The organism is Lysinibacillus zambalensis (genome assembly GCF_040183165.1).
GTDB lineage: Bacteria > Bacillota > Bacilli > Bacillales_A > Planococcaceae > Lysinibacillus > Lysinibacillus zambalensis.
Map to the genome: position 1 here is coordinate 1 of NZ_JBEGDG010000026.1, position 25,807 is coordinate 25,807.

31 protein-coding genes and 1 rRNA gene are annotated in these 25,807 nt (G+C 36.7%); 31 read left to right on the top strand and 1 reads right to left on the bottom strand.

The genetic code is table 11. From position 1 onward, the window contains the following. The 14 genes from rrf to rsmI form a co-directional block, all read left to right on the top strand. Positions 1 to 75: ribosomal RNA gene (gene rrf / locus ABNX05_RS26460) — 5S ribosomal RNA — on the top strand; the annotation flags it as partial. 115 nt (positions 76 to 190) lie between these two features. Further along, positions 191 to 625 carry an SRPBCC domain-containing protein gene (locus tag ABNX05_RS22545; RefSeq protein ID WP_349661749.1) on the top strand — a complete coding sequence of 145 codons (435 nt, stop codon included), beginning with the start codon at positions 191 to 193 and terminating at the stop codon, positions 623 to 625. Positions 626 to 874: 249 nt separating this feature from the next. Then, positions 875 to 1,450, top strand: a complete 576-nt coding sequence (locus ABNX05_RS22550; RefSeq protein ID WP_349661750.1) for a TetR/AcrR family transcriptional regulator — start codon at positions 875 to 877, stop codon at positions 1,448 to 1,450. A 165-nt stretch (positions 1,451 to 1,615) separates the two neighbouring features. Continuing rightward, positions 1,616 to 2,152, top strand: a complete 537-nt coding sequence (locus tag ABNX05_RS22555) for an HXXEE domain-containing protein (protein ID WP_349661751.1) — start codon at positions 1,616 to 1,618, stop codon at positions 2,150 to 2,152. Positions 2,153 to 2,242: 90 nt separating this feature from the next. Then, complete coding sequence (locus ABNX05_RS22560; protein ID WP_349661752.1) at positions 2,243 to 3,667, top strand: aminotransferase class I/II-fold pyridoxal phosphate-dependent enzyme; 1,425 nt, start codon at positions 2,243 to 2,245, stop codon at positions 3,665 to 3,667. 17 nt (positions 3,668 to 3,684) lie between these two features. Continuing rightward, positions 3,685 to 4,314 carry a dTMP kinase gene (tmk, locus tag ABNX05_RS22565; protein WP_349661753.1) on the top strand — a complete coding sequence of 210 codons (630 nt, stop codon included), beginning with the start codon at positions 3,685 to 3,687 and terminating at the stop codon, positions 4,312 to 4,314. A gap of 231 nt (positions 4,315 to 4,545) precedes the next feature. Continuing rightward, on the top strand, positions 4,546 to 4,875 hold the full coding sequence (gene darA / locus ABNX05_RS22570; RefSeq protein WP_049667342.1) for a cyclic di-AMP receptor DarA: 330 nt from the start codon (positions 4,546 to 4,548) through the stop codon (positions 4,873 to 4,875). 86 nt (positions 4,876 to 4,961) lie between these two features. Then, positions 4,962 to 5,402, top strand: coding sequence for a YaaR family protein (locus ABNX05_RS22575; RefSeq protein ID WP_079563665.1), 441 nt, complete (start codon positions 4,962 to 4,964; stop codon positions 5,400 to 5,402). A 175-nt stretch (positions 5,403 to 5,577) separates the two neighbouring features. Next, positions 5,578 to 6,582: a DNA polymerase III subunit delta' gene (gene holB / locus ABNX05_RS22580; protein WP_349661754.1), complete on the top strand. Its 1,005-nt coding sequence runs from the start codon at positions 5,578 to 5,580 to the stop codon at positions 6,580 to 6,582. Next, on the top strand, positions 6,575 to 7,390 hold the full coding sequence (locus ABNX05_RS22585) for a PSP1 domain-containing protein (protein WP_349661755.1): 816 nt from the start codon (positions 6,575 to 6,577) through the stop codon (positions 7,388 to 7,390). Before holB ends, ABNX05_RS22585 begins: the two co-directional genes overlap by 8 nt. 27 nt (positions 7,391 to 7,417) lie before the next feature. Then, on the top strand, positions 7,418 to 7,774 hold the full coding sequence (yabA, locus tag ABNX05_RS22590) for a DNA replication initiation control protein YabA (RefSeq protein ID WP_349661756.1): 357 nt from the start codon (positions 7,418 to 7,420) through the stop codon (positions 7,772 to 7,774). 63 nt (positions 7,775 to 7,837) lie between these two features. Beyond that, a complete protein-coding gene (locus ABNX05_RS22595) occupies positions 7,838 to 8,587 on the top strand; it encodes a tRNA1(Val) (adenine(37)-N6)-methyltransferase (RefSeq protein ID WP_349661757.1) in 750 nt (249 codons plus the stop codon). After that, a complete protein-coding gene (locus ABNX05_RS22600; RefSeq protein ID WP_349661758.1) occupies positions 8,571 to 8,834 on the top strand; it encodes a GIY-YIG nuclease family protein in 264 nt (87 codons plus the stop codon). Before ABNX05_RS22595 ends, ABNX05_RS22600 begins: the two co-directional genes overlap by 17 nt. Beyond that, a complete protein-coding gene (rsmI, locus tag ABNX05_RS22605; RefSeq protein WP_349661759.1) occupies positions 8,831 to 9,703 on the top strand; it encodes a 16S rRNA (cytidine(1402)-2'-O)-methyltransferase in 873 nt (290 codons plus the stop codon). Before ABNX05_RS22600 ends, rsmI begins: the two co-directional genes overlap by 4 nt. 475 nt (positions 9,704 to 10,178) lie before the next feature. Here the strand turns inward: rsmI and abrB are convergent, their stop codons facing one another. Continuing rightward, positions 10,179 to 10,457, bottom strand: coding sequence for a transition state genes transcriptional regulator AbrB (gene abrB / locus ABNX05_RS22610; protein WP_079563673.1), 279 nt, complete (start codon positions 10,455 to 10,457; stop codon positions 10,179 to 10,181). A 437-nt stretch (positions 10,458 to 10,894) separates the two neighbouring features. Here abrB and metG point away from each other — a divergent pair, with 437 nt between their 5' ends. The 17 genes from metG (at position 10,895) to ABNX05_RS22695 (ending at position 25,799) form a co-directional block, all read left to right on the top strand. Next, positions 10,895 to 12,871 (top strand): methionine--tRNA ligase, encoded by a 1,977-nt coding sequence (gene metG / locus ABNX05_RS22615; protein ID WP_349661760.1) that lies wholly within the window; start codon positions 10,895 to 10,897, stop codon positions 12,869 to 12,871. Positions 12,872 to 13,123: 252 nt separating this feature from the next. Continuing rightward, positions 13,124 to 13,894: a TatD family hydrolase gene (locus ABNX05_RS22620; RefSeq protein ID WP_349661761.1), complete on the top strand. Its 771-nt coding sequence runs from the start codon at positions 13,124 to 13,126 to the stop codon at positions 13,892 to 13,894. A gap of 137 nt (positions 13,895 to 14,031) precedes the next feature. Next, positions 14,032 to 15,252, top strand: a complete 1,221-nt coding sequence (locus tag ABNX05_RS22625; RefSeq protein WP_349661762.1) for a resuscitation-promoting factor — start codon at positions 14,032 to 14,034, stop codon at positions 15,250 to 15,252. 270 nt (positions 15,253 to 15,522) lie between these two features. Next, positions 15,523 to 16,089, top strand: a complete 567-nt coding sequence (gene rnmV / locus ABNX05_RS22630) for a ribonuclease M5 (protein WP_349661763.1) — start codon at positions 15,523 to 15,525, stop codon at positions 16,087 to 16,089. Beyond that, positions 16,082 to 16,963, top strand: coding sequence for a 16S rRNA (adenine(1518)-N(6)/adenine(1519)-N(6))-dimethyltransferase RsmA (gene rsmA / locus ABNX05_RS22635; RefSeq protein WP_349661793.1), 882 nt, complete (start codon positions 16,082 to 16,084; stop codon positions 16,961 to 16,963). The genes rnmV and rsmA overlap by 8 nt, the downstream gene beginning before the upstream one ends. A gap of 157 nt (positions 16,964 to 17,120) precedes the next feature. Further along, positions 17,121 to 17,381, top strand: coding sequence for a biofilm formation stimulator Veg (gene veg, locus ABNX05_RS22640; protein WP_049667356.1), 261 nt, complete (start codon positions 17,121 to 17,123; stop codon positions 17,379 to 17,381). Positions 17,382 to 17,495: 114 nt separating this feature from the next. Further along, positions 17,496 to 17,678, top strand: a complete 183-nt coding sequence (locus ABNX05_RS22645) for a small, acid-soluble spore protein, alpha/beta type (RefSeq protein ID WP_206700644.1) — start codon at positions 17,496 to 17,498, stop codon at positions 17,676 to 17,678. Positions 17,679 to 18,138: 460 nt separating this feature from the next. Then, positions 18,139 to 19,005, top strand: a complete 867-nt coding sequence (ispE, locus tag ABNX05_RS22650) for a 4-(cytidine 5'-diphospho)-2-C-methyl-D-erythritol kinase (protein ID WP_349661764.1) — start codon at positions 18,139 to 18,141, stop codon at positions 19,003 to 19,005. A 56-nt stretch (positions 19,006 to 19,061) separates the two neighbouring features. Continuing rightward, the gene (purR, locus tag ABNX05_RS22655; RefSeq protein ID WP_079563681.1) at positions 19,062 to 19,895 is read left to right on the top strand and encodes a pur operon repressor; all 834 of its coding nucleotides are present in this window, start codon (positions 19,062 to 19,064) and stop codon (positions 19,893 to 19,895) included. After that, positions 19,892 to 20,266, top strand: a complete 375-nt coding sequence (locus ABNX05_RS22660) for a RidA family protein (RefSeq protein ID WP_079563682.1) — start codon at positions 19,892 to 19,894, stop codon at positions 20,264 to 20,266. Before purR ends, ABNX05_RS22660 begins: the two co-directional genes overlap by 4 nt. 301 nt (positions 20,267 to 20,567) lie before the next feature. Next, entirely contained in the window at positions 20,568 to 20,870 is a 303-nt protein-coding gene (spoVG, locus tag ABNX05_RS22665) for a septation regulator SpoVG (RefSeq protein WP_349661765.1), read from the top strand. Between the two features lie 263 nt (positions 20,871 to 21,133). Then, on the top strand, positions 21,134 to 22,504 hold the full coding sequence (gene glmU / locus ABNX05_RS22670; RefSeq protein ID WP_349661766.1) for a bifunctional UDP-N-acetylglucosamine diphosphorylase/glucosamine-1-phosphate N-acetyltransferase GlmU: 1,371 nt from the start codon (positions 21,134 to 21,136) through the stop codon (positions 22,502 to 22,504). A 24-nt stretch (positions 22,505 to 22,528) separates the two neighbouring features. Beyond that, positions 22,529 to 23,488: a ribose-phosphate diphosphokinase gene (locus ABNX05_RS22675; RefSeq protein WP_349661767.1), complete on the top strand. Its 960-nt coding sequence runs from the start codon at positions 22,529 to 22,531 to the stop codon at positions 23,486 to 23,488. 252 nt (positions 23,489 to 23,740) lie between these two features. Continuing rightward, positions 23,741 to 24,331, top strand: coding sequence for a 50S ribosomal protein L25/general stress protein Ctc (locus tag ABNX05_RS22680; protein WP_349661768.1), 591 nt, complete (start codon positions 23,741 to 23,743; stop codon positions 24,329 to 24,331). 264 nt (positions 24,332 to 24,595) lie between these two features. Further along, positions 24,596 to 25,156, top strand: a complete 561-nt coding sequence (pth, locus tag ABNX05_RS22685; protein WP_349661794.1) for an aminoacyl-tRNA hydrolase — start codon at positions 24,596 to 24,598, stop codon at positions 25,154 to 25,156. A 52-nt stretch (positions 25,157 to 25,208) separates the two neighbouring features. Beyond that, positions 25,209 to 25,358, top strand: coding sequence for a hypothetical protein (locus ABNX05_RS22690; protein WP_349661769.1), 150 nt, complete (start codon positions 25,209 to 25,211; stop codon positions 25,356 to 25,358). A 213-nt stretch (positions 25,359 to 25,571) separates the two neighbouring features. Beyond that, entirely contained in the window at positions 25,572 to 25,799 is a 228-nt protein-coding gene (locus ABNX05_RS22695) for an anti-sigma-F factor Fin (protein WP_349661770.1), read from the top strand. Positions 25,800 to 25,807 lie beyond the last annotated feature (8 nt).

Genomic DNA, 25,807 nt, shown 5'->3' on the forward strand with positions numbered 1-25,807 from the left:
GAACACGGAAGTTAAGCTCTTTAGCGCCGATGGTAGTTGGGGGCTTCCCCCTGTGAGAGTAGGACGTCGCTAGGCACAAAGTAGCCACTGAGAAATCAGTGGTTTTTTTATTTTTAAAAAATCAGTAATAACACCCAATAAATGTTAGAATTTAATTGATTTAAATAAATAAACATAGGGGTGTATTTAAATGGCAACAGGGGTATATAGAGAAAATATTCAAATTGAAAAAGCTAAGCTACAGGAGTTTATTCAAAATAAAGCAGAATGGGCTATACTAATACCTGGTTATTTACATCATGAATTCCCAAGTGAACGAAGTATGATTTGGGTATTTCAAGGGGATTTTGGAATTATCCAAAAAGCTGTAAAGGTTGAACTTAAGTGTAAGGAGTCAAATCCTAATCAGGTTATATTTGATTTGGTAGGCTTATCAGATCCTTTAAATGGTGATGGATACTTTGAAGTTACACAAAACCAAGATGGTACATGTCAGTTAGAAGGTAATTTAACATTAAAGGCAAGTGGTTTCCTTGCAGGAATGATGAATCCAATTTTAGAAAAGTTTGTACCACCATTAGTAGAACAGCTAGTACAAGAGATGGCAATAAAGGCTAGTATCTAGTATTTCCGATACAATTAGCCTCGGCATAATTGTTACTAATAAAAGAAGAGTGTCATGTCATAGAAAAAGATCATTGCTTTTAGAGTTGCAATGATCTTTTTCTGACTTATCACCAAAAATTTGAAATGGCATTTTATTAAAACGTTAATGAGTAGAAACCAAATAACTTGGAATAACTTGACAGAAATCTTTTTTAACCTTTATATTTGAGTAAACACTCAAATATAAAATCGGTGGTGAAAAGGTTTGGTGTCAAAGAAGGATAAAATTTTGGAAGCGTCATTAGAGCTTTTTACTAAAAAGGGCTTTAACGCAACGACTACTAAAGAAATAGCAGTAAAGAGCGGAGTGGCAGAGGGGCTTATATTTTATTATTTTAAAGATAAAAATGAACTTCTAAACTATCTTATTCGTGAGTTTTCATTTATTGGCTCTCTACAAAATGAGATAAAAGAGCTTTCGAAGGTGGAGCCATATACGGCTTTAATTAAATTTGGCCAATTATATGCCAATTTTTTATCATGTAATAAAAGCTTTTTAACTTTTATTTGGTCCCCAGAAATAGTGCAGAACACAAATGTTAGTAAGGATATTGTGGATTTTATAAATACAATGGGTGAACAGGCTCGTTCATTTTTAATAAGAGCTTCTTCATGTACTGTAGAAAAAAAGACAGTAGAAACGGCAGCTTCTATGTTTCTTTCAACAATATTAACGCATGTTTTAGTTGAAGAAAGAAAAGCAGAAAAAAAACCAATTAGAAATGACGATTACATTGAGGAGATAGCGACGTTTATTTTAAAAGGAATGCAAATCTCCCATTAAGTATTTCAGAAGTCGTGGATGGGATGTGTAAAACTTGTGCAATTTGTATAGTCGATTTAAGTGAAGGTCGAACGCACTAGGAAAGCCATGTTATTGAGAGAGGAGCTATTTTTTTGAGAAACATTTGAGTGATTACTCAATATAATTTAAAAAGGAGGAATCATTATGGAGCAATGGATAGGTATTCAAACACTTATTTGGCTATTTCCTATTATGTTTATTTTTCATGATTTTGAAGAAATCATTATGGTTGAAAAGTGGTTGAATAAGAATTCTACGATTTTGTATGAAAGATTACCGAAAAATATTGCTAATCGAGTTATTAAACAGTTCTCGATGTCGACAGCACAGTTTGCCGTAGCAGTAGTCGTAGTATTTATGTTTGTAAGTAGTTCCACTATTGTAGCAAATCAATATGTGAATCAAGGGCCGTTCGGAGATATTTACTTCTTCACTGTTGTTACGTTAACCTACTTTCTACATGCGTTCACTCACCTTGCACAGTCTATTTTTCTTCGTTCCATTACACCAGGTGTACTCACATCTTTGATAATCGTCATTCCATATAGTTTAATGTTGTATCGTTCGTTATTAATTAATAACGTCATAACATGGAACATTATTTTTGTTTGCTTGCCATTTTGTCTTTTATTGATTCCTATTGCATTACTAGCACATTGGATCGGGAAAAAGGTTATATGAATTTCACCTTATTTATATCCATTCAATAAATTTTTTTCTAACGTAAGTGTTATAATTAAATAAGAATATAACGGAAATGGGTGTTTTGTTTTGCAAAAGAAAAAGCCGATTGTAGAAGGATTAGAGCGCTTTCAACAACAACAAAATATTTCCTTTCATGTACCAGGACATAAGCACGGAGAACTATCCCATCTTCCTCAGCCCTTTAAAGATGTAATGCGATATGATGTGACTGAATTATCAGGTCTTGATGACTTACATCATCCAGAGGAAATGATATTAGAAGCAGAAAACTTATTGGCAGATACATATGGGGCGATGAAAAGTTTCTTTTTAGTAGGTGGATCTACAGTTGGGAATTTAGCAATGATTTATGCCACATGTAAAAAAGGTGATACGATTATTGTTCAACGTAATGCACATAAGTCTATATTTCACGCGATTGAGCTTGTTGGGGCGAAGCCTGTATTTGTATCTCCGCTATGGGATGAACGAACATTAACGGCAACCCATGTTTCTTATAAAGATTTAAAAGAAGCAGTTGATTATTATCCAGAGGCACGTGCAGTAGTATTAACGTATCCTACTTACTATGGTATGACATCGAAAGAAATACAGCAGCAGATTGCGTATTGTCATGAGAAAGGTATTCCTGTTTTAGTGGATGAAGCACATGGAGCTCATTTTAGTGCATGTACTTTATTTCAGCCATCTGCATTGACATTTGGTGCAGATATAGTAGTACAGTCTGCGCATAAAACATTACCAGCGATGACAATGGCATCCTTTATGCATGTTAATTCTAACTTAGTCGAAGTCGACAAAATAAATCACTATTTACGTATGCTACAATCTAGCAGCCCATCCTACCTTTTATTGGCTTCTTTAGATGATGCACGCTATTATGTACAGACATATATGGAGAGTGACGGTGCATATATAATAGAAAAAAGGAATCAATGGATAGAGGCATTACGAGCTATTGGTTCTTTGGAAGTTATTGAGGTAGACGACCCTATCAAATTATTGTTACGTGTTAAGGGCTATACGGGTTTTCAATTACAGGAAGTATTAGAAGCAAAGCATGTATATGCAGAACTGGCAGATGCAAATCAAGTATTGCTTGTGCTGCCTTTGTTGAAACAGGGGCATAACTATCCATTTGCAGAAATACGTGTCCGTATTAAAGAGGCTATAACATTGTTATTAAGTACACCAAAGGCGGAAATCGTAATTGCTTCACAAACGGCCTATAATTTTGTGGCCATTACGGAACCGGCCTATACATTTGATGAAATGAATAAGGCGGAAACAGAATGGTTACCGTATATGCGAACGATGGGACGGATTTCTTCAAGTATGATTATTCCGTATCCACCCGGTATTCCACTGCTTGTTCCAGGAGAAAAAATAACCGTGGCAAAGTTGAGTCAGTTAGAGGAGTTACTAGCTACTGGTGCAACGTTCCAAGGAAATCACCGTTTAGAAGAAAAGATGATTGAGATCATTAAATAGTTGGAGGCTATAACAGCATGAATTGCAATTTATTTATTACATTTGAAGGTCCAGAAGGTGCTGGAAAAACAACAGTCATTCAAAAAATAGCCGAGCGACTTGCAGAGGAAAAGATTGATGTATTAGCAACGAGAGAACCTGGTGGTATTGAGATTGCTGAGAAAATTAGGAGCGTAATTTTAAACCCCGAACATACAGCCATGGATGAGCGTACAGAAGCGTTATTATACGCGGCGGCGAGAAGTCAGCATTATTTTGAAAAAGTTCGACCTGCGTTGAATGCTGGAAAAATGGTTATTTGCGATCGCTTTATCGATTCCTCATTAGCATACCAAGGATATGCACGTGGTATCGGCGTGGATGAAGTATTATCTATTAATGAGTTTGCAATCGGTAAGAAGTTACCTGATATGACAATCTTATTTGACCTTGCACCTGAGGTTGGCTTAGCACGGATTCATGCTCATGGAGAGCGAGAGGTCAATCGTTTAGATGTTGAAAGCTTAGCTTTTCATAACAAGGTTCGGGAAGGATATTTACAGCTAGTGGAGCGTTATCCAGAGCGTATATATGTCGTCAATGCGGACCAAAATATTGATCGTGTTGTTGAAGATGTATGGTCATTAATATATGAAGCAATACAGTAAATGCATGAAGTTGTCTACCACAATGTGATATAATGGTAACAACTATAATCTTATTTTCATTCAGAAAATGTTTTCTGCGCGACAGTAGCGAATGTTTTGAGATGAATGAAGAAGTAGTTTTGTTTTAGTAGTTGTTCCGAACACCTACTGAAACAGAGGAACTCTAACGTAAGTCACGGAAAAGGTAACTAAAATCTATTCAGATGAATTTTATCGAAGGGGTGAGTGCGAATGAAGTTAGTCGTAGCTGTAGTGCAAGATCAGGATAGCAGCCGCTTATCGAATGCTTTAACGAAAAATCAGTTTCGCGCAACTAAATTAGCGAGCACTGGAGGATTTTTACGCTCTGGAAATACGACGTTTCTTATTGGAACGGAAGACTCTCTCATACCCAAAGTTTTAGATATTATTCGTGATAATTGTCGTGCACGAGAACAAATGGTTGCACCTGTTTCGCCATTAGGCGGGAATACAGATTCCTATATACCTTATCCTGTGGAGGTAGAGGTAGGTGGAGCGACAGTTTTTGTATTACCAATTGAACAGTTCCATCATTTTTAAATCATTGCCAACGTTAAATGAGAAAAAACACATTATAATTTAGCTTTTGTGTATTTGGTAAAGAAAGCAAGTGGGGGCGAAACAGCTTGAAGATCAATCAAGATATACGTGTCGGGTTAAATACTAATCGTAAAGAACCACTGCATAACAATAATCAAAATAACCGATTTGGAGATATGGTCGTCAAGCAAGGCACCAAATTGCAAACTGAACAGCTTACGCGATTGCTAGGGGATATTTCTACAGCAGGTGATCGTGTTGCAAGATCGCGTAATTTACGAGAGCTTGCTCGTTTTAAAATGCTTGTTAAACGATTCCTACAAGAAACAGTAGAACATGGTATGGATTTAAAACAATCGCATTCATGGAATCGTTTTGGTGAAGGAAGACGCTTAAAAATTATTGAAACTATTGATACGCGTCTTGTGGAGCTTGCTCAAGATATTTTAGATGAAGAAAAGGAAGCAATTGATCTTCTCGATAAAATCGGTGAGATAAAAGGCTTATTAATTAATTTGTATATGTAAAACCCGTGTCTCGTTCTCTTGTAGGCGCGGGCTTTTTTCGAACTGAATGGTATGAACTCAATTCACGATGAAACTAATCTATCTGCTCTAAAACTGTAGATATTTCTGTACTGAAAAAGGCAATAGGAAACAATTATGCTATGAGTGTAATTGATATAGGAAGGAATTTAAATATATGGCCAAGAATGTTGAAGAGCTATTCGCACTGCAACCAGTCGTAATGAAGCAGCTTCAAACGATTTTTGACAAACATAGATTAGCACATGCATACATTTTTGACGGTGAAAAAGGGACAGGCAAAGTAGATATTATGCAGTTTTTTGTCAAATTAATGCTTTGTGAGCAACCAATGCAAAATGTTCCATGTGAAACATGTCGAAATTGCAGACGTGTTGATTCGGGTAATCATCCGAATATTCATCAAATTTATCCAGAGGGTCAATTTATAAAAATTGATCAAATACGTGAATTAATTGCAGAAATGAAGATGATGGGTGTTGAAGAGGGACGGAAGATTTATGTACTTCATCATGCAGACCGTCTCAATATTGCATCTGCAAACATGATTCTTAAATTTTTAGAGGAACCTGATGGTGAGGTAACTGCAATTTTATTAACGGAGCAAATGCAGTCAATTTTACCAACGATTCGCTCTCGCTGTCAGCATATTAAATTCCAAAAAATGCCTCGACATTTATTGTTAAAGCATTTACAAGATAATAATATTTCTTACTCGATGGCTTCTACAGTGAGCATGATGACGAACGAGCTCGAAACAGCTATGATTTTAGCAAATGATGAGCAGTTTGCACATGCTCGAAAAACAGTGTTAAAATTAGTAGAGGCAATTCGCCAGAACGTACATGAAGCAATGCTTGTTGTACATGAAGAATGGTTGCCACTATTTAAAGAAAAAGGCGAGATGGAGCAGGCATTAGATTTACTACTATTTGCTTACCGTGATATAGTGTCAATAAAAGCTAATCCCGAATCAGCTTGTACTTACCCAGACATGTTACAGACATTTAAAGAAGTGGCGTTACATTCGACATATGAACGTCTATCTAGTCAAATGGAGTCTATTTTACAGGCACGTTCATCTTTACAGCGTAACATGAATAGGACGTTAATGATGGAGCAGTTAATGCTAAATCTGCAGGAGGGGTATACATTTGTATAATGTAGTTGGAGTCCGCTTTAAAAAAGCGGGTAAAATATATTATTTTGATCCAGCATCATATCTACTAGAGGAAAGTCAATATGTTATTGTAGAGACAGCTCGCGGTGTAGAATATGGTAAAGTAGTTGTCCCTCAAAAGGTTGTTGAGGATAATGATGTTGTTTTACCACTTAAACAAGTTCTACGACCAGCGGATGAACGTGATCGTATTCAAGTAGAGGAAAATGCTGCCGAATCAAAGCGCGCATTTGAACTAGCAAGTACAAAAATCATTGAGCATAATTTAGAAATGAAGCTCGTTGATGTTGAATATACATTTGATCGTAATAAGATCATCTTTTATTTTACGGCTGAAGGACGCGTTGATTTTCGAGATCTTGTAAAAGATCTAGCTTCCGTTTTTAGAACACGTATCGAACTTCGTCAAATTGGTGTACGTGATGAGGCGAAGTTGTTAGGTGGTATTGGTCCATGTGGCCGGATGCTTTGCTGCTCAACATTTTTAGGAGATTTTGAGCCGGTTTCTATTAAAATGGCTAAAGATCAAAACCTATCTTTAAATCCATCTAAAATTTCAGGTCTTTGCGGTCGTTTAATGTGCTGCTTGAAATATGAAAATGATGAATATGAGGAAGCGAAAGAGGGCATGCCAGACATCGGTGAATTGACGATGACACCAGATGGACGAGGTAAAGTTATAGGTTTAAATGTACTGGAAAGACTCATTCAAGTATATTTACATGAGCAGGAGCGTACAGTCGAGTATACATTAGAAGAACTGCTAGCATGCGAAAAAAATCTTATATAAGATAGAGAACTGAACGAGGTGGCTTGGGTGAAGGACCGTAATTTCTTAGATACCGTTATGGAGTTCGAACAACAGCTCGAAGCAATGCAGGAGCAATTTGGTGCATTGAAACAATTTGTAGCGTTAATGATGGAGGAGCATAAGACACTCGAAACAGAAAATCATCACCTTCGTACACGTCTAGAAGAATTACTTTCTAATGAAAACTCTGAACAGACTATTGATGAGAAGAAAGAGAATCCGTTAGATATAGGCGAGGGTTATGATAACCTAGCACGTTTGTACCATGAAGGCTTCCATGTTTGTCATGTTCATTTCGGAAGTTCACGTAAAGGTGAAGACTGTCTGTTTTGTCTATCATTTTTAAATAAACAAAATGTGTAATAGAAGGCTGATTCCCACTATGGTGGTGTCAGTCTTTTGTTTTGTATAGTAGGAGGAAGAAACATGGAAGAATGGTTGAAAGATGATGAACGGTTAGATTATTTATTAGCTGAGGATTTACGTATTATTCAAAGCCCCTCTGTATTTTCGTTTTCATTGGACGCAGTGCTACTTTCGAAATTTGTCAATGTCCCACACCATAAAGGAAAAATTGTTGATTTATGCTCAGGTAATGGTGTAATCCCACTTTTTCTAAGTGCTAGAACAAAGGGACATATTACAGGAGTAGAAATTCAACCACGCTTATTTGATATGGCTGATCGAAGTATCCGTTATAATAAGTTAGAAGAGCAAATTCAAATGGTCCTTGGTGATGTGAAGGAAATTCCTAAGGAGCTTGGTATTGAAAAGTATGACGTTGTAACATGTAATCCACCATATTTTTTAGCACATGAAGCTAGTGATAAAAATTTAAGTGAGCATTACGCTATTGCCCGTCATGAACTATATTTAACGTTAGAGGAATCAATACAATCAGCAAGTAAATTATTAAAACAGGGCGGAAAGGCCGCTTTTGTTCATCGTCCTGGTCGGTTATTAGATATTGTTACGGCAATGCGAGCGAATCGTATAGAGCCTAAACGTATGCAACTTATTTACCCGAAAGAGGGTAAGGAGGCCAACACACTATTAATAGAAGGAATTAAGGACGGTAAACCGGATCTGAAAATATTACCACCCCTGTATGTGTATAATGCGGATAATGAATATACAGCAGAAGTGAGAGAAATTCTTTATGGAAAAGAACAGTAACCATTATTTTTATGTGTTAGAATGTGCCGACCAATCCTTTTACGCTGGTTACACGAATAATGTAGATAGACGTGTCGCTGTACATAATGCTGGTAAGGGAGCAAAATATACGAGAGCACGAGGACCAGTGGAATGTATTTATGTAGAGGAATTCGGTACGAAACAAGAGGCGATGCGTGCAGAATATGCTTTTAAACAGCTAACACGAGTGCAAAAAATGAAATATATAGGGAGGGATGCGTTATGAAATCTCAAAAAAGTACAATGCACGATCACACAGGTTGTTTATATTTAGTTGGAACACCTATTGGTAATCTAGAGGATATGAGTGTGCGTGCGCTACGTATTTTAAAGGAAGCAGATATTATTGCTGCTGAGGATACACGTAATACCAAAAAGCTTTGCAACTACTTTGATATAGCAACACCCCTGATCAGCTATCATGAACATAATATAGAGGTGGGGGGAGAGAAGCTATTAGCATTCTTACGTGAAGGAAAAACAGTTGCATTAGTTAGTGATGCTGGTCTACCGTGTATTTCCGATCCTGGTGCAGATATAGTCGAAAAAGCAATTGAGCAAGACTTTCCAGTTGTGCCAGTGCCAGGTCCCAATGCTGCAATATCAGCATTAATCGCCTCTGGATTAACACCGCAGCCATTTTTCTTTTATGGATTTTTAAATCGAGGAAAAAAGGAACGTCGACAGCAATTAGAGCAACTAAAAAAACGTCAAGAAACCATTTTGTTTTACGAGGCTCCTCACCGTTTAAAGGAAACCTTGAAAGATATGGAATTTATTCTTGGTAATCGTCGAATTGTATTAGCTCGCGAGTTAACTAAGAAATTCGAAGAGTTTTTACGTGGTACGTTGGCTGAAGCAGTGGAATGGTCACAAACAGAGGAGATTCGAGGAGAATTTTGTATTGTCCTTGAAGGAAACGAAAATACTGAGGAAGAAAATGATGAACAAGCCTATTGGATGACAATGTCTATTGTTGAACATGTTGATTATATTATTGATCAATCTGGTGTTACATCAAAAGAAGCTATAAAAGAAGTAGCCAAACTACGTCAAGTAGCTAAGCGAGAAATCTATAATGAATACCATAGTTAATGTAAAGAAAGAGGTCGCCTTAATATAGGCACCTCTTTTTTGTATATCTATTCAAATAGGTGCTTAATCACCAACAGTTCGGGATGACATTTGTTAAGGCCATGCCATGTATTTAAGCTGATTGGAGTGGAGGCTGGGCGACTCCTTGGGGATCAGCGTCACAGATGAGACCCTGGAGCGAGTATTGGGAGTGAAGCGGCTCATCGGACGCCCCCAGGAAAGCGCCCAGCCAAAACGGAAATCAACCATACGTTTTGAAGACTAGCATATAAACTATTTAATTGATAATAATTGTAAAAAATAGTACCCTTAACTATGAAAGGTCTGACATGGACATTATAAGGGACTTAAAAGTTGGTTATATTATAGTTATCTTCTTTGAATAATAACGCCTCTGGACGATAATTACGCTAAGGAGAAATTGATAAAAAATAAAACACCCAAATCACTGTGCTTGATTTAGGTGTGTATCAAATTATTTTTTTAAGTTAGATTGGATTTCATTCACTAACATTTCTGCGCCTTCTGGGCTTAAAATTAATTTGCCGCCAACTAGACGGAAGTTATCATCAGAAACTTCACCAGTTACTGCACATGTCATGTTAGGCATATATTTTTTTAAGATGATTTTGTCGTCATCCACATAGATTTCTAAAGCGTCTTTTTCTGCAATACCTAATGTACGGCGTAATTCGATTGGAATTACTACACGACCTAATTCATCGACTTTACGAACGATTCCTGTTGATTTCATAATTATATTTCCTCCTAATGTTAAAAGTTATATTGGTATTTCGTCAAATTTCGACATAATTCCTTGTCTGATAGTTATCATACCAAGTAATGCCATAAACGTCAATTAATTAATACACTAATATTATTGTTTCGAAAAAATTTTTTGAGAAGAAAACAGATATTTTGGTTTTTTTAAAAGGTTTTTATTATATATTTTTATTTATAGTAAAAAAGCTTCTCATTTAAGACATTAAATGGATTAATTATATTATTCGACATTTTTCGCGCATAAGTAACTTTCAACCAATTATGCCTCGGCATAATTGCGTCCGGAATTGGCTAATATCCTATATTTTGCTCCTTTCTGATTACGTGACACTCGCTGAAAGAAGTTGAAACGAATTTAGTACTTAGTTAGAATAGATAGTATACTGTGAAACAATGGAGGCAGTTCTAGTGAGCGAACAAAATAAAACATTCTATATAACAACCCCTATTTATTACCCAAGTGGGAAATTCCATATTGGTACAGCGTATACAACTGTAGCATCAGATACAATTGCACGTTATAAACGTTTACTCGGATATGATGTACGTTTTTTAACTGGAATGGATGAGCATGGGCAAAAAATTCAAGAAAAAGCTGCTGAAGCGGGCAAGCATCCTCAAGAATACGTAAATGAAATTGCAGATGCTGCGAAAAAGCTTTGGGCATTAATGGACATTTCATATGATGACTTTATTCAAACAACGCAAGAGCGTCATACGAAAACTGTCGAAAAGATTTTCCAAAAGTTTTTAGATAATGGTGATATTTATAAAGGTGAGTATGAAGGTTGGTACTGTACACCATGTGAATCATTTTTTACTGAGACACAATTAGTAGACGGTAACTGTCCAGACTGTGGTCGTTCGGTACACAAAGTTAAAGAGGAATCTTACTTCTTTAATATGAAGAAATACGCTGATCGTCTTTTAGCTTATTATGAAGAAAACCTTGATTTCATTGAGCCTGAATCTCGAAAAAATGAAATGATTAATAACTTTATTAAACCAGGGCTAGAAGATTTATCGGTTTCAAGAACATCATTTGATTGGGGCATTAAAGTTCCAGGAGATCCTAAACATGTAATTTATGTATGGGTAGATGCTTTAACTAACTATATAACATCATTAGGTTATCTATCAGAGGATGAAACATTATTCAATAAATATTGGCCGGCAGATGTACATGTAGTTGGTAAAGATATCGTTCGATTCCATACTATTTATTGGCCAATTTTCTTAATGGCACTAGATTTACCACTTCCTAAAAAAGTGTTTGCTCATGGATTTATCATGATGAAAGACGGTAAAATGTCTAAATCAAAAGGCAATGTTATTTATCCTGAAATGTTAATAGAGCGTTATGGTTTAGATGCAACACGATATTTCCTATTACGTGAGTTACCATTCGGCTCTGATGGTGTATTTTCGCCAGAATCTTTTGTTGAACGTACAAACTTCGACTTAGCAAACGATTTAGGTAATTTATTGAATCGTACTATTTCAATGATTAATAAATATTTCGATGGCATTATTCCAACTGAAAATCTTCAATCGACAGAGTTTGACGCAGCTTTAAAAGAACAGGCTGAATCAGTTCGTATTAAATATGAAGAAAGTATGGAAAAAATGCAATTTAGTGTCGTATTAGCCGACTTATGGACGCTAGTTTCAAGAACAAATAAATATATAGATGAAACTCAACCATGGGTGCTAGCTAAAGAGGAAACTGATAAGCCAAAATTAGGAGCTGTTATGCGAAATTTGGCGGAAAGTTTACACCAAATTGCTGTCATGTTACAACCATTTATGACATCTACTCCTAAGCGAATTATTGAACAATTAGGGTTAGATGACAAATTCTTAGCATGGGAAACAATTGAAACATTCGGCAATACTATTCCAGCAAACATTAAAGTGGTAGAAAAAGGGATTCCGATTTTCCCTCGTCTAGAAAATGAAGTTGAAATTACGTATATTCGTGAGGAAATGCGTGGTTCAGTGAAAACTCCACAAGAAGAAGAATCAAAAGGTGAGCAAAAAGCTACGGATATTCCAGAAATTCCTGAAATTACAATTGATGATTTTATGAAAGTGGATTTACGTGTAGCCACTGTAACAGCGTGTGAAACGATTCCGAAAGCAGACAAATTATTAAAGCTTCAAGTGGATCTTGGATATGAGCAACGACAAGTAGTTTCAGGTATTGCAAAGTTCTATTCTCCAGATGAATTAATTGGTCAAAAAGTGATTGTAGTCGCTAACTTAAAGCCAGTTAAATTACGAGGTGAATTATCGCAAGGAATGATTCTAGCTGGTGAAAAAGATGGAATTTTAAAATTAGCATCGGTGGATTCAAAACTAGAGAATGGCGCAAAAGTAAAGTAAACAATTTTAGGAAAGCCTGCTGAATAAAAAAAGTTCAGCAGGCTTTTAAAATCCATTTGAAAATGAGTGATTTATTATCTTGAAATAATTTATTTGCGGTAAAAATTAGATGTTTTTAGGTAAATAGTAACAAATGAAGGGTCTTTGGTTATGCGTATTGTTATAATACAAAATTGTTTGTAATAAATTTGTAACAGTTATGTAAAATACGAAATAATAATTTTTAATAAAATCTATGTTAGGAGAATGACGATGTTTATTGATACACATGTACACTTAAACGCAGATCAGTATGAAGAGGACTTACAAGAGGTTATAGATAGAGCTCTTGAGGCCAAGGTAGAAACGATGGTTGTTGTTGGTTTCGATCGCAAAACCATTGAAAAAACAATGCAACTAGTTGAGCAATATGATTTTGTTTATGGTGTTATAGGCTGGCACCCGGTTGACGCCATCGATTGTAGACAAGAGGATTTAGATTGGATTGAGGAATTAGCAGCACATCCAAAGATAGTGGGTATTGGTGAAACTGGGTTGGACTACTATTGGGATAAATCACCAAAAGATGTTCAACAAGCACTTTTCCGCAAGCAGATTCATTTAGCACAAAAGTTGAATTTACCAATCATTATTCATAACAGAGATGCAACTAGGGATGTTGTTCAAATTTTACGAGAAGAAAATGCAGCTTCCGTGGGAGGCGTTATGCATTGCTTTAGTGGCAGCGTGGAAACCGCACATGAATGTATTGCTATGAATTTTATGATTAGTCTTGGTGGACCGGTGACATTTAAAAACGCGCGAATGCCGAAAGAAGTGGCAACAGAAATACCAGTAGAGCATTTGATGATCGAAACAGATGCACCGTATTTAGCGCCCCATCCATATCGAGGAAAACGTAATGAACCAGCTTTCGTACCGTTAGTTGCAGAAGAAATTGCACGTTTAAAAGGTTTAACGATTGAGGAAATTGCACAGGTAACGACAACCAATGCGAAAAAATTTTTTAAGATTGACAATTAACTAGCTGAGACGCCTCCAATACTAGGTTTGTGGTTGGCTAAAAAGGCGATGTTAATTTTCTTAGAAATACATTCGGGTTGACAGTGCCAAATCTAGTACGTATAATCCAACCTTGTATATTAAGGAGGCGTTTTTTCATGTCAAATAATTCCATGAAAAACTTGTTCTTAGGATCATTGAGGAGTAAGCAAACAGTAATAAGCGTTATTTCACTTATTCTGTTTGTATCTGTAATTTCATTCGTACTTTATCAAGGTACTAAAAAAACCGTAACGCTTGATGCGAACGGTGAAGCAATCGAAGTAACAACACATGCCAAAACTGTAGAACAATTATTACAAGGTCAAAATATAGACGTAGCAGAGCATGACAAAATATCACCCTCTCTGAACACCAAAATTGTTAATGGTTTAGCAATTTCATGGGAACAGGCAAAAGAAGTAACTATTTCAGTTGATGGAAATCAGTCAAAAGTTTGGACAACTGAAACACAAGTGAAAGACATTTTGAAAGAAGCGAATATTGAAGTATCAGAGCATGATTCTTTAAAACAAGGCATAGATACAGAAATAGGAGCAGACAACAAGATCGATATTCAAAAAGCGTTTCAAGTATCGCTTGTCGATGGAGTAAACAAAAGACAAGTATGGTCCACTTCGACTACGGTCGCTAACTTTTTAAAACAACAAGGAATTCAGCTAAATGAATTCGATCGTGTCGAGAATAACCTGAAGGACGTAATCACTCCACAGAGTAAAATCACAGTAGTTCGCGTAGAAAAGGTTATCGATGTAGTGGAAGACTCTTTAGATTTCGCAATTGAAAAGAAGCAAGATGCTTCATTGCAAAAGGGAAAACAAAAAATTGTAACAGCAGGCCAAAAAGGTTTAATGACTAAAACGTATGAAATCGTAAAAGAGAACGGCCAAGTTGTAGCTAAAAATCTACAATCTAAAAATATTGTAAAAGAACCGCAGAAGCAAGTAGTTGCAGTAGGCACTAAAACTGTAGTAGCTACTGTTGCTAGTGCACCGACGGTTTCACGTGGGTCAACAGAGCCAGCTAGCGGTAGAGAATTTTATGTAACGGCGACTGCCTATACACCGTATTGTAATGGCTGCTCGGGGACATCTGCCACTGGCATTGATTTACGATCAAACTCTGGTTTGAAAGTAATTGCAGTAGACCCTTCTGTTATTAAGCTTGGCTCAAAAGTTTGGGTCGAAGGCTATGGAACAGCTATAGCAGGGGATACTGGTGGTGCAATTAAGGGTAATAAGATCGACATACTTGTACAAACGGAATCTCAAGCAAGTTCTTGGGGAGTTAGGAAAGTTCGTATAAAAGTATTAAATTAAAAAAATTGTAAAATTAATCAAAAATGTTTTTTCACTTACTGGCTTTCCCGTTTTGACTGGCGGGGGAGCTTTTTTTATCTTTTTTCAGTATTTGTACTGGAGGATAAATATAGTCCTATCTACAGAAATTAAGCTGTAACATCAACTGCCTGGTTTACTTGAAAGACAAAGTACAAGCAATAGCATAAGGTAAGTAGCCGTGTATTTCTGTACAATCATACAGTGCAGTTGTAAAATGGTCTGAAGATAAGGTAGAAAAGAGGGGCCTTTTTGCAAATAAAAGAAATCATCGTTGTTGAAGGGAAAGATGATACAACGGCTATTAAGCGAGCTGTGCAAGCAGATACAATAGAAACTAATGGGTCGGCTATTTCAGAGGAAACACTAAAGAGAATTCAGCATGCACAGGATAAAAGAGGTGTTATTGTTTTTACTGACCCAGACTATCCAGGACGTCGAATTCGTGCCATTATCGAGGAGCGTGTAAAAGGTGTAAAACACGCTTTTTTACCAAAAGCTAAAACAATTGCGAAAAACGGTAAAGGATTAGGCATAGAGCATGCAGCAGATGAAAATATACGCGAGGCACTACGGCATGTCTATACCCCTAATGATGTTGAGCCAACCAATGATGACATTACGCTCGAAGATTTAATGACTGCACGTTTAATTGGCCACCCACAGGCGAAAGCTCGTCGTGATCGCCTTGGAGAAATTTTGAATATTGGTACAACAAACGGTAAACAACTTCATAAAAGATTAAAAATGTTTCAAATCACAGAAAAGCAATTTGGTGCGGCAATCGCACAGGTAGATCAGGAGGAAAATGATGCATAAGGATATTGCAACACCAATTAGAACACAAGAAATCTTAAAAAAATATGGGTTTTCATTCAAAAAAAGCTTAGGTCAAAATTTTTTAGTAGATCCGAACATTTTACGAAATATTGTTAGTCACGCAAATTTAACTGAAAATAGTGGTGCAATCGAAGTTGGTCCTGGTATTGGAGCATTAACAGAGCATTTAGCAAGAAATGCAAAAAAGGTTGTATCTTTTGAAATTGATCAGCGGCTATTACCTGTACTAGAAGACACACTTAGTCCATATAATAATGTTGCAATTGTACATTCAGACATTTTAAAGGCGGATGTTGCTAAAGTAATTCAGGAAGAGATGCCGGGTATTGAGGATATTATGGTTGTAGCAAATTTACCTTATTATGTGACGACTCCGATTTTAATGAAATTACTTAATGATCGTTTGCCAATTCGCGGATTTGTTGTCATGATGCAAAAAGAGGTAGCAGACCGTATTACGGCTAAACCTGGAACGAAAGAGTACGGCTCTTTATCAATTGCGATTCAATATTATGTGAAGGCTGATATTGCCATGACAGTGCCGAAAACTGTTTTTATGCCCCAGCCAAATGTTGATTCTGCAGTGATTCGTCTTATTAAACATGATGAACCGCCAGTAAAAGTAATTGATGAGGACTTTTTATTTGTTGTTACTCGTGCGTCGTTTGTACAAAGACGAAAAACAATCTTCAATAATTTACAATCGGGTTTACCAAATGGTAAGGCACACAAAGAAAAAATAATGGATGCTTTACAAACGGTAAATATTGAACCAACACGTCGAGGAGAGACGTTAACTATTCAAGAGTTTGGAAAATTAGCCGATGTACTATATCCTACGTTTGCAAAGTAAAAAATTTTTGTTAACTTTTTTGAGTATATGTAAAAAAACATGATGTTTTTATGAAAAATAAGTTGACAATATTTATAATCTGCTGATAAAATATTATATTTTGTTGACATTTTTGGGCGAATCGCTTATACTAATAAATAGTGAGGTGTAAGCGAAAATGCCAAAAACTTTAGCGGACATTAAAAAGTCGTTGGATTGTCATTTGGGTAAACGTTTGCAGTTAAGAGCAAACGGAGGTCGCAAGAAAACGGTCGAGTGTGCAGGGGTATTGCGTGAGACATATCGCGCTATCTTTGTGGTTGAGCTTGATCAAGAAGACAATACGTGCAAGCGCGTATCGTATAGTTACACAGATATTTTAACTGAAGCAGTAGAGATTACATTTTTAGACGAAGCAAAGGCTGCTATCGCAAAATAGTTTCTAGTACTTATTTCTATATTTTGAAACACTCATGTATGTTAAAAACTACATGAGTGTTTTACGTTTACTGGGACATACTAAATTCGTCAGTTGTAAAAGGAGGAGTTTATTATGCCTAGAAAGGGTATCATGTCACCTCGTTTAAAAGAAGAGATCGCTAAAGAGCTTGGATTTTATGATGTTGTGCAACGAGAAGGCTGGGGCGGCATTAAAGCTCGAGACGCCGGTAATATGGTCAAACGTGCCATCGAAATGGCTGAAAGGGCAAGTAATGAGCAAGAAAATAATAAGTAGCCTGAACTAGACTGCTTATTAGAAGTCTCTCATCTCTATAGTGGTGAGAGGAGTCGTTTTTCAGCGGGTGTCCAGGCATATTTGAAAGTGCTTGAGGTCCAACACCGTGTTTGCCTAATGCCTCCGGCAGACGCAATTATGCCGAGGCTTAATTGATCTTCAGCAGGGACGAAAGCTTCCTGTAGACACAACAACACAACTGACGAGAGAGAACCGTTACACCATTTAGGGGTATACGGTTCTTTTTTTCCATTTTCGCTTTCCCATTATGGTAAAATAAAATGAATTAAAAGATGAACAACAGATTTATCTTCATTCAGAAAATCTTTAATATAGCGAAAGTGAACGCCAGCTGCTGATGTTTTGCAGAAGAATCCTACATTTAAGGTAGTGGGAGGTTCAAGTATCGACTGAATGACCTGGCGGTAATTGATAAGTGTAGCTATAAGGAGGAAGAAAGATGCTTTATGTAAAGGCGCCTGCAAAAATAAATTTAACATTAGATGTGCTTTATAAAAGACCAGATAATTATCATGAAGTAGAGATGGTCATGACGACTGTGGATTTAGCGGATCGTATTTGTTTAGAATCTCGAGAAGATGGTGTAATAGAAATAATTTCGACTGATAATTTCGTACCGAACGATCATCGGAATTTTGCTTATCAGGCAGCGCGTCTAGTTAAAGATACATACGGCATTGGACAAGGTGTATCCATTACTATAGAAAAAGAAATACCAATCGCAGCGGGATTAGCGGGTGGCAGTAGCGACGCGGCTGCTACACTGAAGGGTTTAAATGAGCTGTGGAATTTAGGGTTATCTATAGATGAGTTAGCTGAATTAGGTGCGAAAATTGGTTCAGATGTTTCGTTTTGTGTCTATGGTGGCACAGCATTAGCCACGGGGCGTGGAGAAAAAATTCAGGAATTGCCAGCACCACCAAACTGTTGGGTAGTTTTAGCTAAGCCTAAAATAGGTGTCTCTACTGCAGAAGTGTATGGAGGGCTAAAGGTTGAGGGGTTAGAACATCCAAATACGAAGCAAATGATTCGTTCTATTGAAACGGAAGATTATGATCTACTATGTGCATCATTAGGAAATGTTTTGGAAACTGTAACATTTAAACTGCATCCAGAGGTAGTAATGTTAAAGGAACAGATGAAGCGCTTTGGAGCAGATGCAACATTAATGAGTGGAAGCGGTCCGACGGTGTTCGGTTTAGTAGATAGTGAAGCTCGAGTAAGTCGCATTTATAATGGTTTACGTGGTTTTTGCGAAGAAGTATATGCAGTTCGGATTTTAGGCGAGCGAAATACGCTTGCTTAAAACCGCAAATTTGTGTTAATTTTACCTATAAATATTCGTGTTTAGGAGAGGGTCGCATGAAATGGAAGCGTAGTGAACGACTAGTTGATATGACGTACTATTTACTAGAACATCCACATCAGCTGATCCCGCTAACTTATTTTTCTGAATTATATCAATCTGCAAAGTCCTCCATTAGTGAAGATTTGACGATTGTAAAAGAAACTTTCGAAGAAAAAGGAATCGGGTTATTGATGACAGTACCGGGCGCTGCAGGAGGAGTAAAGTATATTCCTAAAATGTCCGAAGCCGAGGTCCGTTTAGTTATTCATGATTTAAAAGCGGAGCTTGAGCATTCAGATCGTTTATTACCAGGCGGTTATTTATTTATGACGGATTTACTTGGCAATCCAGATTTAATTAATCGAGTAGGTAAGGTATTTGCATCCGCATTTGCTGATCAACAAATTGATGTCATAATGACTGTCGCTACAAAGGGTATTTCTATTGCCCATGCGATAGCAAGACATTTAAATGTACCGGTTGTTGTTGTCAGAAGAGATAGTAAGGTAACTGAAGGCTCTACAGTTAGCATCAACTATGTATCTGGTTCTTCCAGAAGAATTCAGACAATGGTATTATCAAAAAGAAGCATGAAGAGTGGACAACGAGTGCTTATTACTGACGATTTTATGAAGGTCGGCGGTACAATGAATGGCATGAAAAATCTATTAGAGGAGTTTGACTGTCAATTAGCTGGTATTGCAGTGCTTGTAGAGGCTGAGCATGCAGACGAAACTTTAGTAGATGATTATTATTCACTAGTGAAGCTTCATGAGGTCAATGAAAAAGACCGTACAATTGCATTAAGTGAAGGTAACTATTTTTCTAAAAGGGGAAATGACAAATGAAAGTAGTAGCAACAACAAATGCACCAGCAGCAATTGGACCATATTCACAAGGAATTATTGTAAATGGCATGTTTTATAGCTCAGGTCAGATTCCACTAACAGCAACAGGTGAATTAGTGGAAGGTGATATCACTGTTCAAACAAATCAAGTATTTGCTAATTTGAAAGCCGTTTTAGAAGCTGCCGGAGCATCTTTAGACAGCGTTGTTAAAACGACCGTTTTTATGAAGGATATGAACGACTTTGTTGCGATGAATGAAGTATATGCTAGCCATTTTGGGGATCATAAACCGGCACGTTCAGCAGTGGAAGTTGCGCGTCTTCCAAAAGATGTAAGTGTAGAAATTGAAGTTATTGCTATCGTTAAATAAGAAATGTATTAAGCTCACTGAAAGAGAAATGAATAACTCTTTTAGTGGGCCTTTTTTATTCTCCGTTCTAAAATATTTTTGTAGACGAAAGCAAAGAAATAGCAACAAATGCTTTCTGTGCGAAAGTGGAACTTTAGGGAGACTGACAAACAATTGTCAAAAATTACGTAAATTAGTGAAAATTATACTAATAAGTATTCAAATTTTTTAGAAAATTTGATAGACTATAAAAAGGAAAATATTCGGTAATAAAGAATATTATATTTATATTTAGGCATCTAAGAAGAGAGGTGGTGAGAAAATGGAAGTTACTGATGTAAGGTTACGTCGTGTACAGACGGATGGTCGCATGCGTGCGATTGCTTCCATTACACTCGACAATGAGTTCGTAGTGCACGATATTCGTGTGATTGATGGCAATACAGGATTATTCGTTGCTATGCCAAGTAAACGGACGCCAGACGGTGAATTTAGAGATATTGCGCATCCTATTAATTCTACTACTCGTAATAAAATTCAAGAGATTATTTTAAACGAGTACCATAATTCAAGCGAGGAAGACGCGACTGAAAAGGCAGAAGAATTAGAAGGAATTGGCGTATAGTAAAAGGGGATAAGTGTAAATTAAACTACGGCAATTTATACTTATGATAAAAGTGAATAAAAAGAACTCTTCATATTTGGAGAGTTCTTTTTATTTTGAGAATAAGAGAAAACGAGCAGTTTTTAAGACATACATATTAACATTCGAGCATAAGGTGCATTTGATTTGGAAATTCATCTTTTTGTCAAGTCAACATGCCTTGAAAATAGATGGATTTTGCTATATAGTCATAAGAGAAAATGAGCGTATTGGAGGACTTACAGATGAGCAACATTTTTGCTGTCATTTTGGCTGCAGGTCAAGGTACACGTATGAAGTCCAAATTATATAAAGTGCTACATCCAGTATGTGGAAAACCTATGGTGCAACATGTGGTGGATCACATTCAAACGTTAGATGTGAAGCGCATTGTAACGGTTGTAGGACACGGTGCAGAAATGGTGAAACAACAACTTGGCGATAAAAGCGAGTATGTTTTACAAGCTGAACAGTTAGGGACAGCTCATGCTGTACAACAGGCTGAGGCAATTTTAAGTAGCGAAGAAGGGACAACATTAGTTGTTTGTGGTGATACACCACTTATCCGCCCTGAAACGATGCAAGCTTTGTTCGAGCATCATCAAGCAAAGAAAGCCAAGGCAACAATTTTAACAGCTATTGCTGAAAATCCAACAGGCTACGGTCGCATTTTACGTGGCGACAATGGACAAGTGGAGCAAATTGTTGAACAAAAGGACGCTTCGGCTGAGCAACAACTAGTGAAAGAAATTAATACGGGCACATATTGCTTCGATAATAAGGCCTTATTTGAGACATTAAAACTTGTGAAAAACGACAATGCACAGGGTGAATATTATTTACCTGATGTCATTGAAATTTTACAAAAACAAGGCGAAGTCGTTGAAGCATATGTAACGGGAGATTTCGAAGAAACACTTGGTGTTAATGATCGTGTTGCCCTGTCTCAAGCAGAGGCGCTAATGCGTACAAGAATTAATGAAAAGCATATGCGTAATGGTGTCACAATTATTAATCCAGAAGCAACATACATCAGCGCTGAGGCAATGATTGGTCGTGATACTGTCATCCAACCAGGTTCTATGATTGAAGGTACAACTGTTATTGGTGAAGATTGTATAATCGGGCCAAACACACAAATCATTAATAGCCGTATCGGTGACCGAACAACTGTACATTCTTCTGTTGTACGTGAAAGCGCTGTAGCAGAAGACACAGCTATAGGACCGTTTGCAAATATTCGACCACTTTCTGATATAGGTAGCCATGTGAAAATTGGTAACTTTGTAGAAGTGAAGAAAAGTAAACTAGGTAATGACACGAAAGTATCCCACTTAAGCTATATTGGCGATGCTGAAATAGGAAGCAATGTCAATGTTGGCTGTGGTTCCATTACAGTAAACTATGATGGAAAAAACAAGTTCCAAACAATTATTGAAGATGATGTATTTGTAGGATGTAATACTAACTTAGTAGCGCCAGTGAAAGTTGGAAAAGGTTCATTTATTGCAGCAGGATCTACAATTACAAAAGAAGTTCCTGAGGATGCACTTGCAATTGCTCGTGCAAGACAAGAAAACAAACCGAATTATGTAAGCAAATTAAATTCAAAATAATTATCAACTAAACAGGAGGCCATCATGCCGTATCATTATGCAAACTCACAATTAAAAATATTTTCACTTAACTCTAACAATCCACTTGCTCAAGAAATTGCGCAAGAAATGGGTGTTGAATTAGGTAAATCTTCTGTTAAACACTTCAGCGATGGAGAAGTTCAAATTAGCATTGAAGAAAGTATTCGTGGTTGTGATGTGTTTATCGTGCAGTCTACTTCTGCACCTGTAAACGAACATTTAATGGAGCTTTTAATTATGGTAGATGCTGTGAAACGCGCATCTGCACGTACAGTAAACGTTGTAATGCCTTACTATGGATATGCTCGTCAGGACCGTAAAGCAAAAGCACGCGAGCCAATTACAGCTAAATTAGTAGCAAACTTACTTGAAACAGCTGGTGCAACACGTGTTATCGTTTTAGATTTACACGCACCGCAAATCCAAGGTTTCTTCGATATTTTAATCGACCACTTGATGGCAGTACCTTTACTATCTGATTACTTCAAATCAAAAGGTATTCCAGAAGATGAAATCGTTGTTGTTTCACCAGACCATGGTGGTGTAACACGTGCTCGTAAAATGGCAGAACGTTTAAAAGCACCTATTGCAATTATTGACAAACGCCGTCCAAAACCAAACGTTGCAGAAGTAATGAACATTGTTGGTAATGTTGATGGTAAAGTGGCAATCTTGATTGATGATATTATTGACACTGCTGGTACAATTACAATCGGCGCAGACGCATTACGTGCTGCTGGCGCGAAAGAAGTTTATGCTTGTTGCTCTCACCCAGTACTATCAGGCCCAGCAATCGAGCGTATTGAAAACTCTTCGATTAAAGAATTAGTTGTAACAAATACAATCCAGCTTCCAGACGAGAAAAAATCTCCAAAAATTACAGAGCTTTCAGTAGCTAAATTAATGGCAGATGCAATCTCTCGTGTTTATGAAAACAAATCTGTAAGTACTCTATTTGATTAATATATAAATAAACAAGAGCCGATATGTGGCTTATTAAGGACAAATCTACGTTTGCAAGTAGATTTGTCCTTTTTTCTAGGTTTACTTTGTTTGAATTTTCTTGTAAAAGGGTATATGGTAGTTGTGACTTAATAATATTTACACTACTTTATGAAAAATAGTAAATATTATTATAGCCTTAATAAATGTCATTGAAAGTAGTGACATTTTAATAAGGTGTAAATAATTTTTCTTGGAAGGGGAAGTATAGATATGAGTACAGTATTAAGTGTTAAAAAGCGCGAAGCTGGGCACCGTTCGACATTAACCCAACTTAGAAAAGGGGGAGCCATTCCTGCAGTTATTTACGGCTATAAATTAAATTCTACCCCAATTTCTATTTCAGCGAAGGAATTCAGAAAATCCATTCAAAAGAATGGACAAAACGGTGTGTTTTCGGTGGATTTAGATGGAGAAAAAGTGAATGTTGTTGTATCAGAAATTCAACAATGCTCTATGAAAGATGAAGTAAATCATATTGACTTTTTAGCAATTAATATGTCCGAAGCGATAGAAGCTGAAGTGCCTATTAAACTTGTAGGGGAGTCAGTTGGTGTTAGTGTGGGTGGCATATTAATGCAGCCTAACTTAGATGTGAAGATTAATGTAAAACCAGCAGATATACCAGAAGCTATTGAAGTGGATATTACTGAACTTAAAATTGGTGAAACAATTACAGTAGCAGATATTCGAGATATGATTGATTTTAATATTCTTAGTGAAGATGGTCATACATTGGTATCAATTATGGCTCCAGCAGTCGTTGAAGAATCGACAGTAGATAGTGAACAGGTACAAGAGTAAAAATATTTGTTAAGGAAAGGCTACTGAGGAAGCTAAGCTTCTTCAGTAGCTTTTTTACTTTATTTGGCAAGAATGTTGGCATCTTATTCGACGTTGCTTCCTTATTAAGTTATAACCATTTCGCAATATGTATGGTTGAATTGAAGATTTTAAATAATATCAAGCCGTTATTGAACTTTTACTTTCAAAAATTGTCGAAACTGCTTTCTGAGTGCATGATATGGTAAAATAATGACTATTAGATTTGAAAGAAGAGGGGTACTTATGAAAATTATCGTTGGTTTAGGAAATCCAGGTAAACCTTATGAGCATACAAGACATAATATTGGCTTCGATGTTATAGATGCATTAGCTGAAAAATGGGGTGCACCTTTAACTAATTCAAAGTTTAATGGTATGTATGCAACAGTACATCGTCCTGAAGGAAAGGTTCTACTTGTTAAACCTTTAACATATATGAATTTATCAGGGGAATGTGTTGGTCCCCTAATGAACTATTTTGATATTGATGTGGAAGATTTGATTGTTATTTATGACGATTTAGATTTAGAGACAGGTAAATTACGCCTGCGTCAAAAAGGTAGTGCAGGTGGACATAATGGTATTAAATCATTAATTCAGCATTTAGGTACACAAGAATTTAATCGCATACGAGTTGGGGTTAATCGCCCACCAGCAGGCATGAAGGTAGCAGATTACGTGTTATCAAAATTTTCAAAAGAAGATCAAGCTGTCGTTGGCGAAGCTATTGAAAAATGTGTAAATGCTGTAGAAGCATCTCTTTCAAATCCATTTCTTGATGTGATGAATCGCTTTAACGGATAACAATTATGGATATTACAGTTGTTTAGGATGACGATTTAATTTATTTCAGCAGATGTTTTTGGTAGCGAAAGCGAAGCGTCAGCTACAGATGTTTTTTGTAGCGAAAGCAAAGCGTCAGCTACAGATGTTTTTTGTAGCGAAAGCAAAGCGTCAGCTACAGATGTTTTTCGTAGCGAAAGCGAAGCGTCAGCTACAGGCCTAAGCACAAAGCCGACTCCCGACGCATTTATGCCGAGGTATAATTGTTGTTTTTTTTTTCTGCGACAACAGCTAACTAAATATATAGTATTAATTACAGTGCAAAACTATTCTCTATTTCTAAAATGACCTCTAAGACAAAATTGGAAGTGCATAATCTTTTTTCGAAATGTCTATACTTTAAGTAGTAAGTTGCTTAAAGGAGGATGATTTGGAGATGTCAGTTCGATATCGATGTCGGCATTGTGAAGTAGAAATAGGTACGCTACCATTTGATGCAGATGATACAATTCGAAAACTACATATTTTCGAATTGGGTGAAGCGGATGATTATGTTGAGAAAGATCAACATGGACTAACGACGGTGCACTGCATTTGTGAGCAATGTGAGGATTCGCTGAAACAATATCCAGATTATCACGCACTCAATAAATGGATTCAATAATTGGAAGG

Coding starts and splice junctions, on each gene's coding strand:
- ABNX05_RS22545 (WP_349661749.1), top strand. CDS start 191: ATGGCAACAGGGGTATATAGAGAAAATATTCAAATTGAAAAAGCTAAG.
- ABNX05_RS22555 (WP_349661751.1), top strand. CDS start 1,616: ATGGAGCAATGGATAGGTATTCAAACACTTATTTGGCTATTTCCTATT.
- tmk (WP_349661753.1), top strand. CDS start 3,685: ATGAATTGCAATTTATTTATTACATTTGAAGGTCCAGAAGGTGCTGGA.
- darA (WP_049667342.1), top strand. CDS start 4,546: ATGAAGTTAGTCGTAGCTGTAGTGCAAGATCAGGATAGCAGCCGCTTA.
- holB (WP_349661754.1), top strand. CDS start 5,578: ATGGCCAAGAATGTTGAAGAGCTATTCGCACTGCAACCAGTCGTAATG.
- ABNX05_RS22595 (WP_349661757.1), top strand. CDS start 7,838: ATGGAAGAATGGTTGAAAGATGATGAACGGTTAGATTATTTATTAGCT.
- ABNX05_RS22600 (WP_349661758.1), top strand. CDS start 8,571: ATGGAAAAGAACAGTAACCATTATTTTTATGTGTTAGAATGTGCCGAC.
- rsmI (WP_349661759.1), top strand. CDS start 8,831: ATGAAATCTCAAAAAAGTACAATGCACGATCACACAGGTTGTTTATAT.
- abrB (WP_079563673.1), bottom strand. CDS start 10,457: ATGAAATCAACAGGAATCGTTCGTAAAGTCGATGAATTAGGTCGTGTA.
- ABNX05_RS22620 (WP_349661761.1), top strand. CDS start 13,124: ATGTTTATTGATACACATGTACACTTAAACGCAGATCAGTATGAAGAG.
- ABNX05_RS22625 (WP_349661762.1), top strand. CDS start 14,032: ATGTCAAATAATTCCATGAAAAACTTGTTCTTAGGATCATTGAGGAGT.
- rsmA (WP_349661793.1), top strand. CDS start 16,082: ATGCATAAGGATATTGCAACACCAATTAGAACACAAGAAATCTTAAAA.
- veg (WP_049667356.1), top strand. CDS start 17,121: ATGCCAAAAACTTTAGCGGACATTAAAAAGTCGTTGGATTGTCATTTG.
- ABNX05_RS22645 (WP_206700644.1), top strand. CDS start 17,496: ATGCCTAGAAAGGGTATCATGTCACCTCGTTTAAAAGAAGAGATCGCT.
- ispE (WP_349661764.1), top strand. CDS start 18,139: ATGCTTTATGTAAAGGCGCCTGCAAAAATAAATTTAACATTAGATGTG.
- purR (WP_079563681.1), top strand. CDS start 19,062: ATGAAATGGAAGCGTAGTGAACGACTAGTTGATATGACGTACTATTTA.
- ABNX05_RS22660 (WP_079563682.1), top strand. CDS start 19,892: ATGAAAGTAGTAGCAACAACAAATGCACCAGCAGCAATTGGACCATAT.
- spoVG (WP_349661765.1), top strand. CDS start 20,568: ATGGAAGTTACTGATGTAAGGTTACGTCGTGTACAGACGGATGGTCGC.
- glmU (WP_349661766.1), top strand. CDS start 21,134: ATGAGCAACATTTTTGCTGTCATTTTGGCTGCAGGTCAAGGTACACGT.
- ABNX05_RS22675 (WP_349661767.1), top strand. CDS start 22,529: ATGCCGTATCATTATGCAAACTCACAATTAAAAATATTTTCACTTAAC.
- ABNX05_RS22680 (WP_349661768.1), top strand. CDS start 23,741: ATGAGTACAGTATTAAGTGTTAAAAAGCGCGAAGCTGGGCACCGTTCG.
- pth (WP_349661794.1), top strand. CDS start 24,596: ATGAAAATTATCGTTGGTTTAGGAAATCCAGGTAAACCTTATGAGCAT.
- ABNX05_RS22690 (WP_349661769.1), top strand. CDS start 25,209: ATGTTTTTGGTAGCGAAAGCGAAGCGTCAGCTACAGATGTTTTTTGTA.
- ABNX05_RS22695 (WP_349661770.1), top strand. CDS start 25,572: ATGTCAGTTCGATATCGATGTCGGCATTGTGAAGTAGAAATAGGTACG.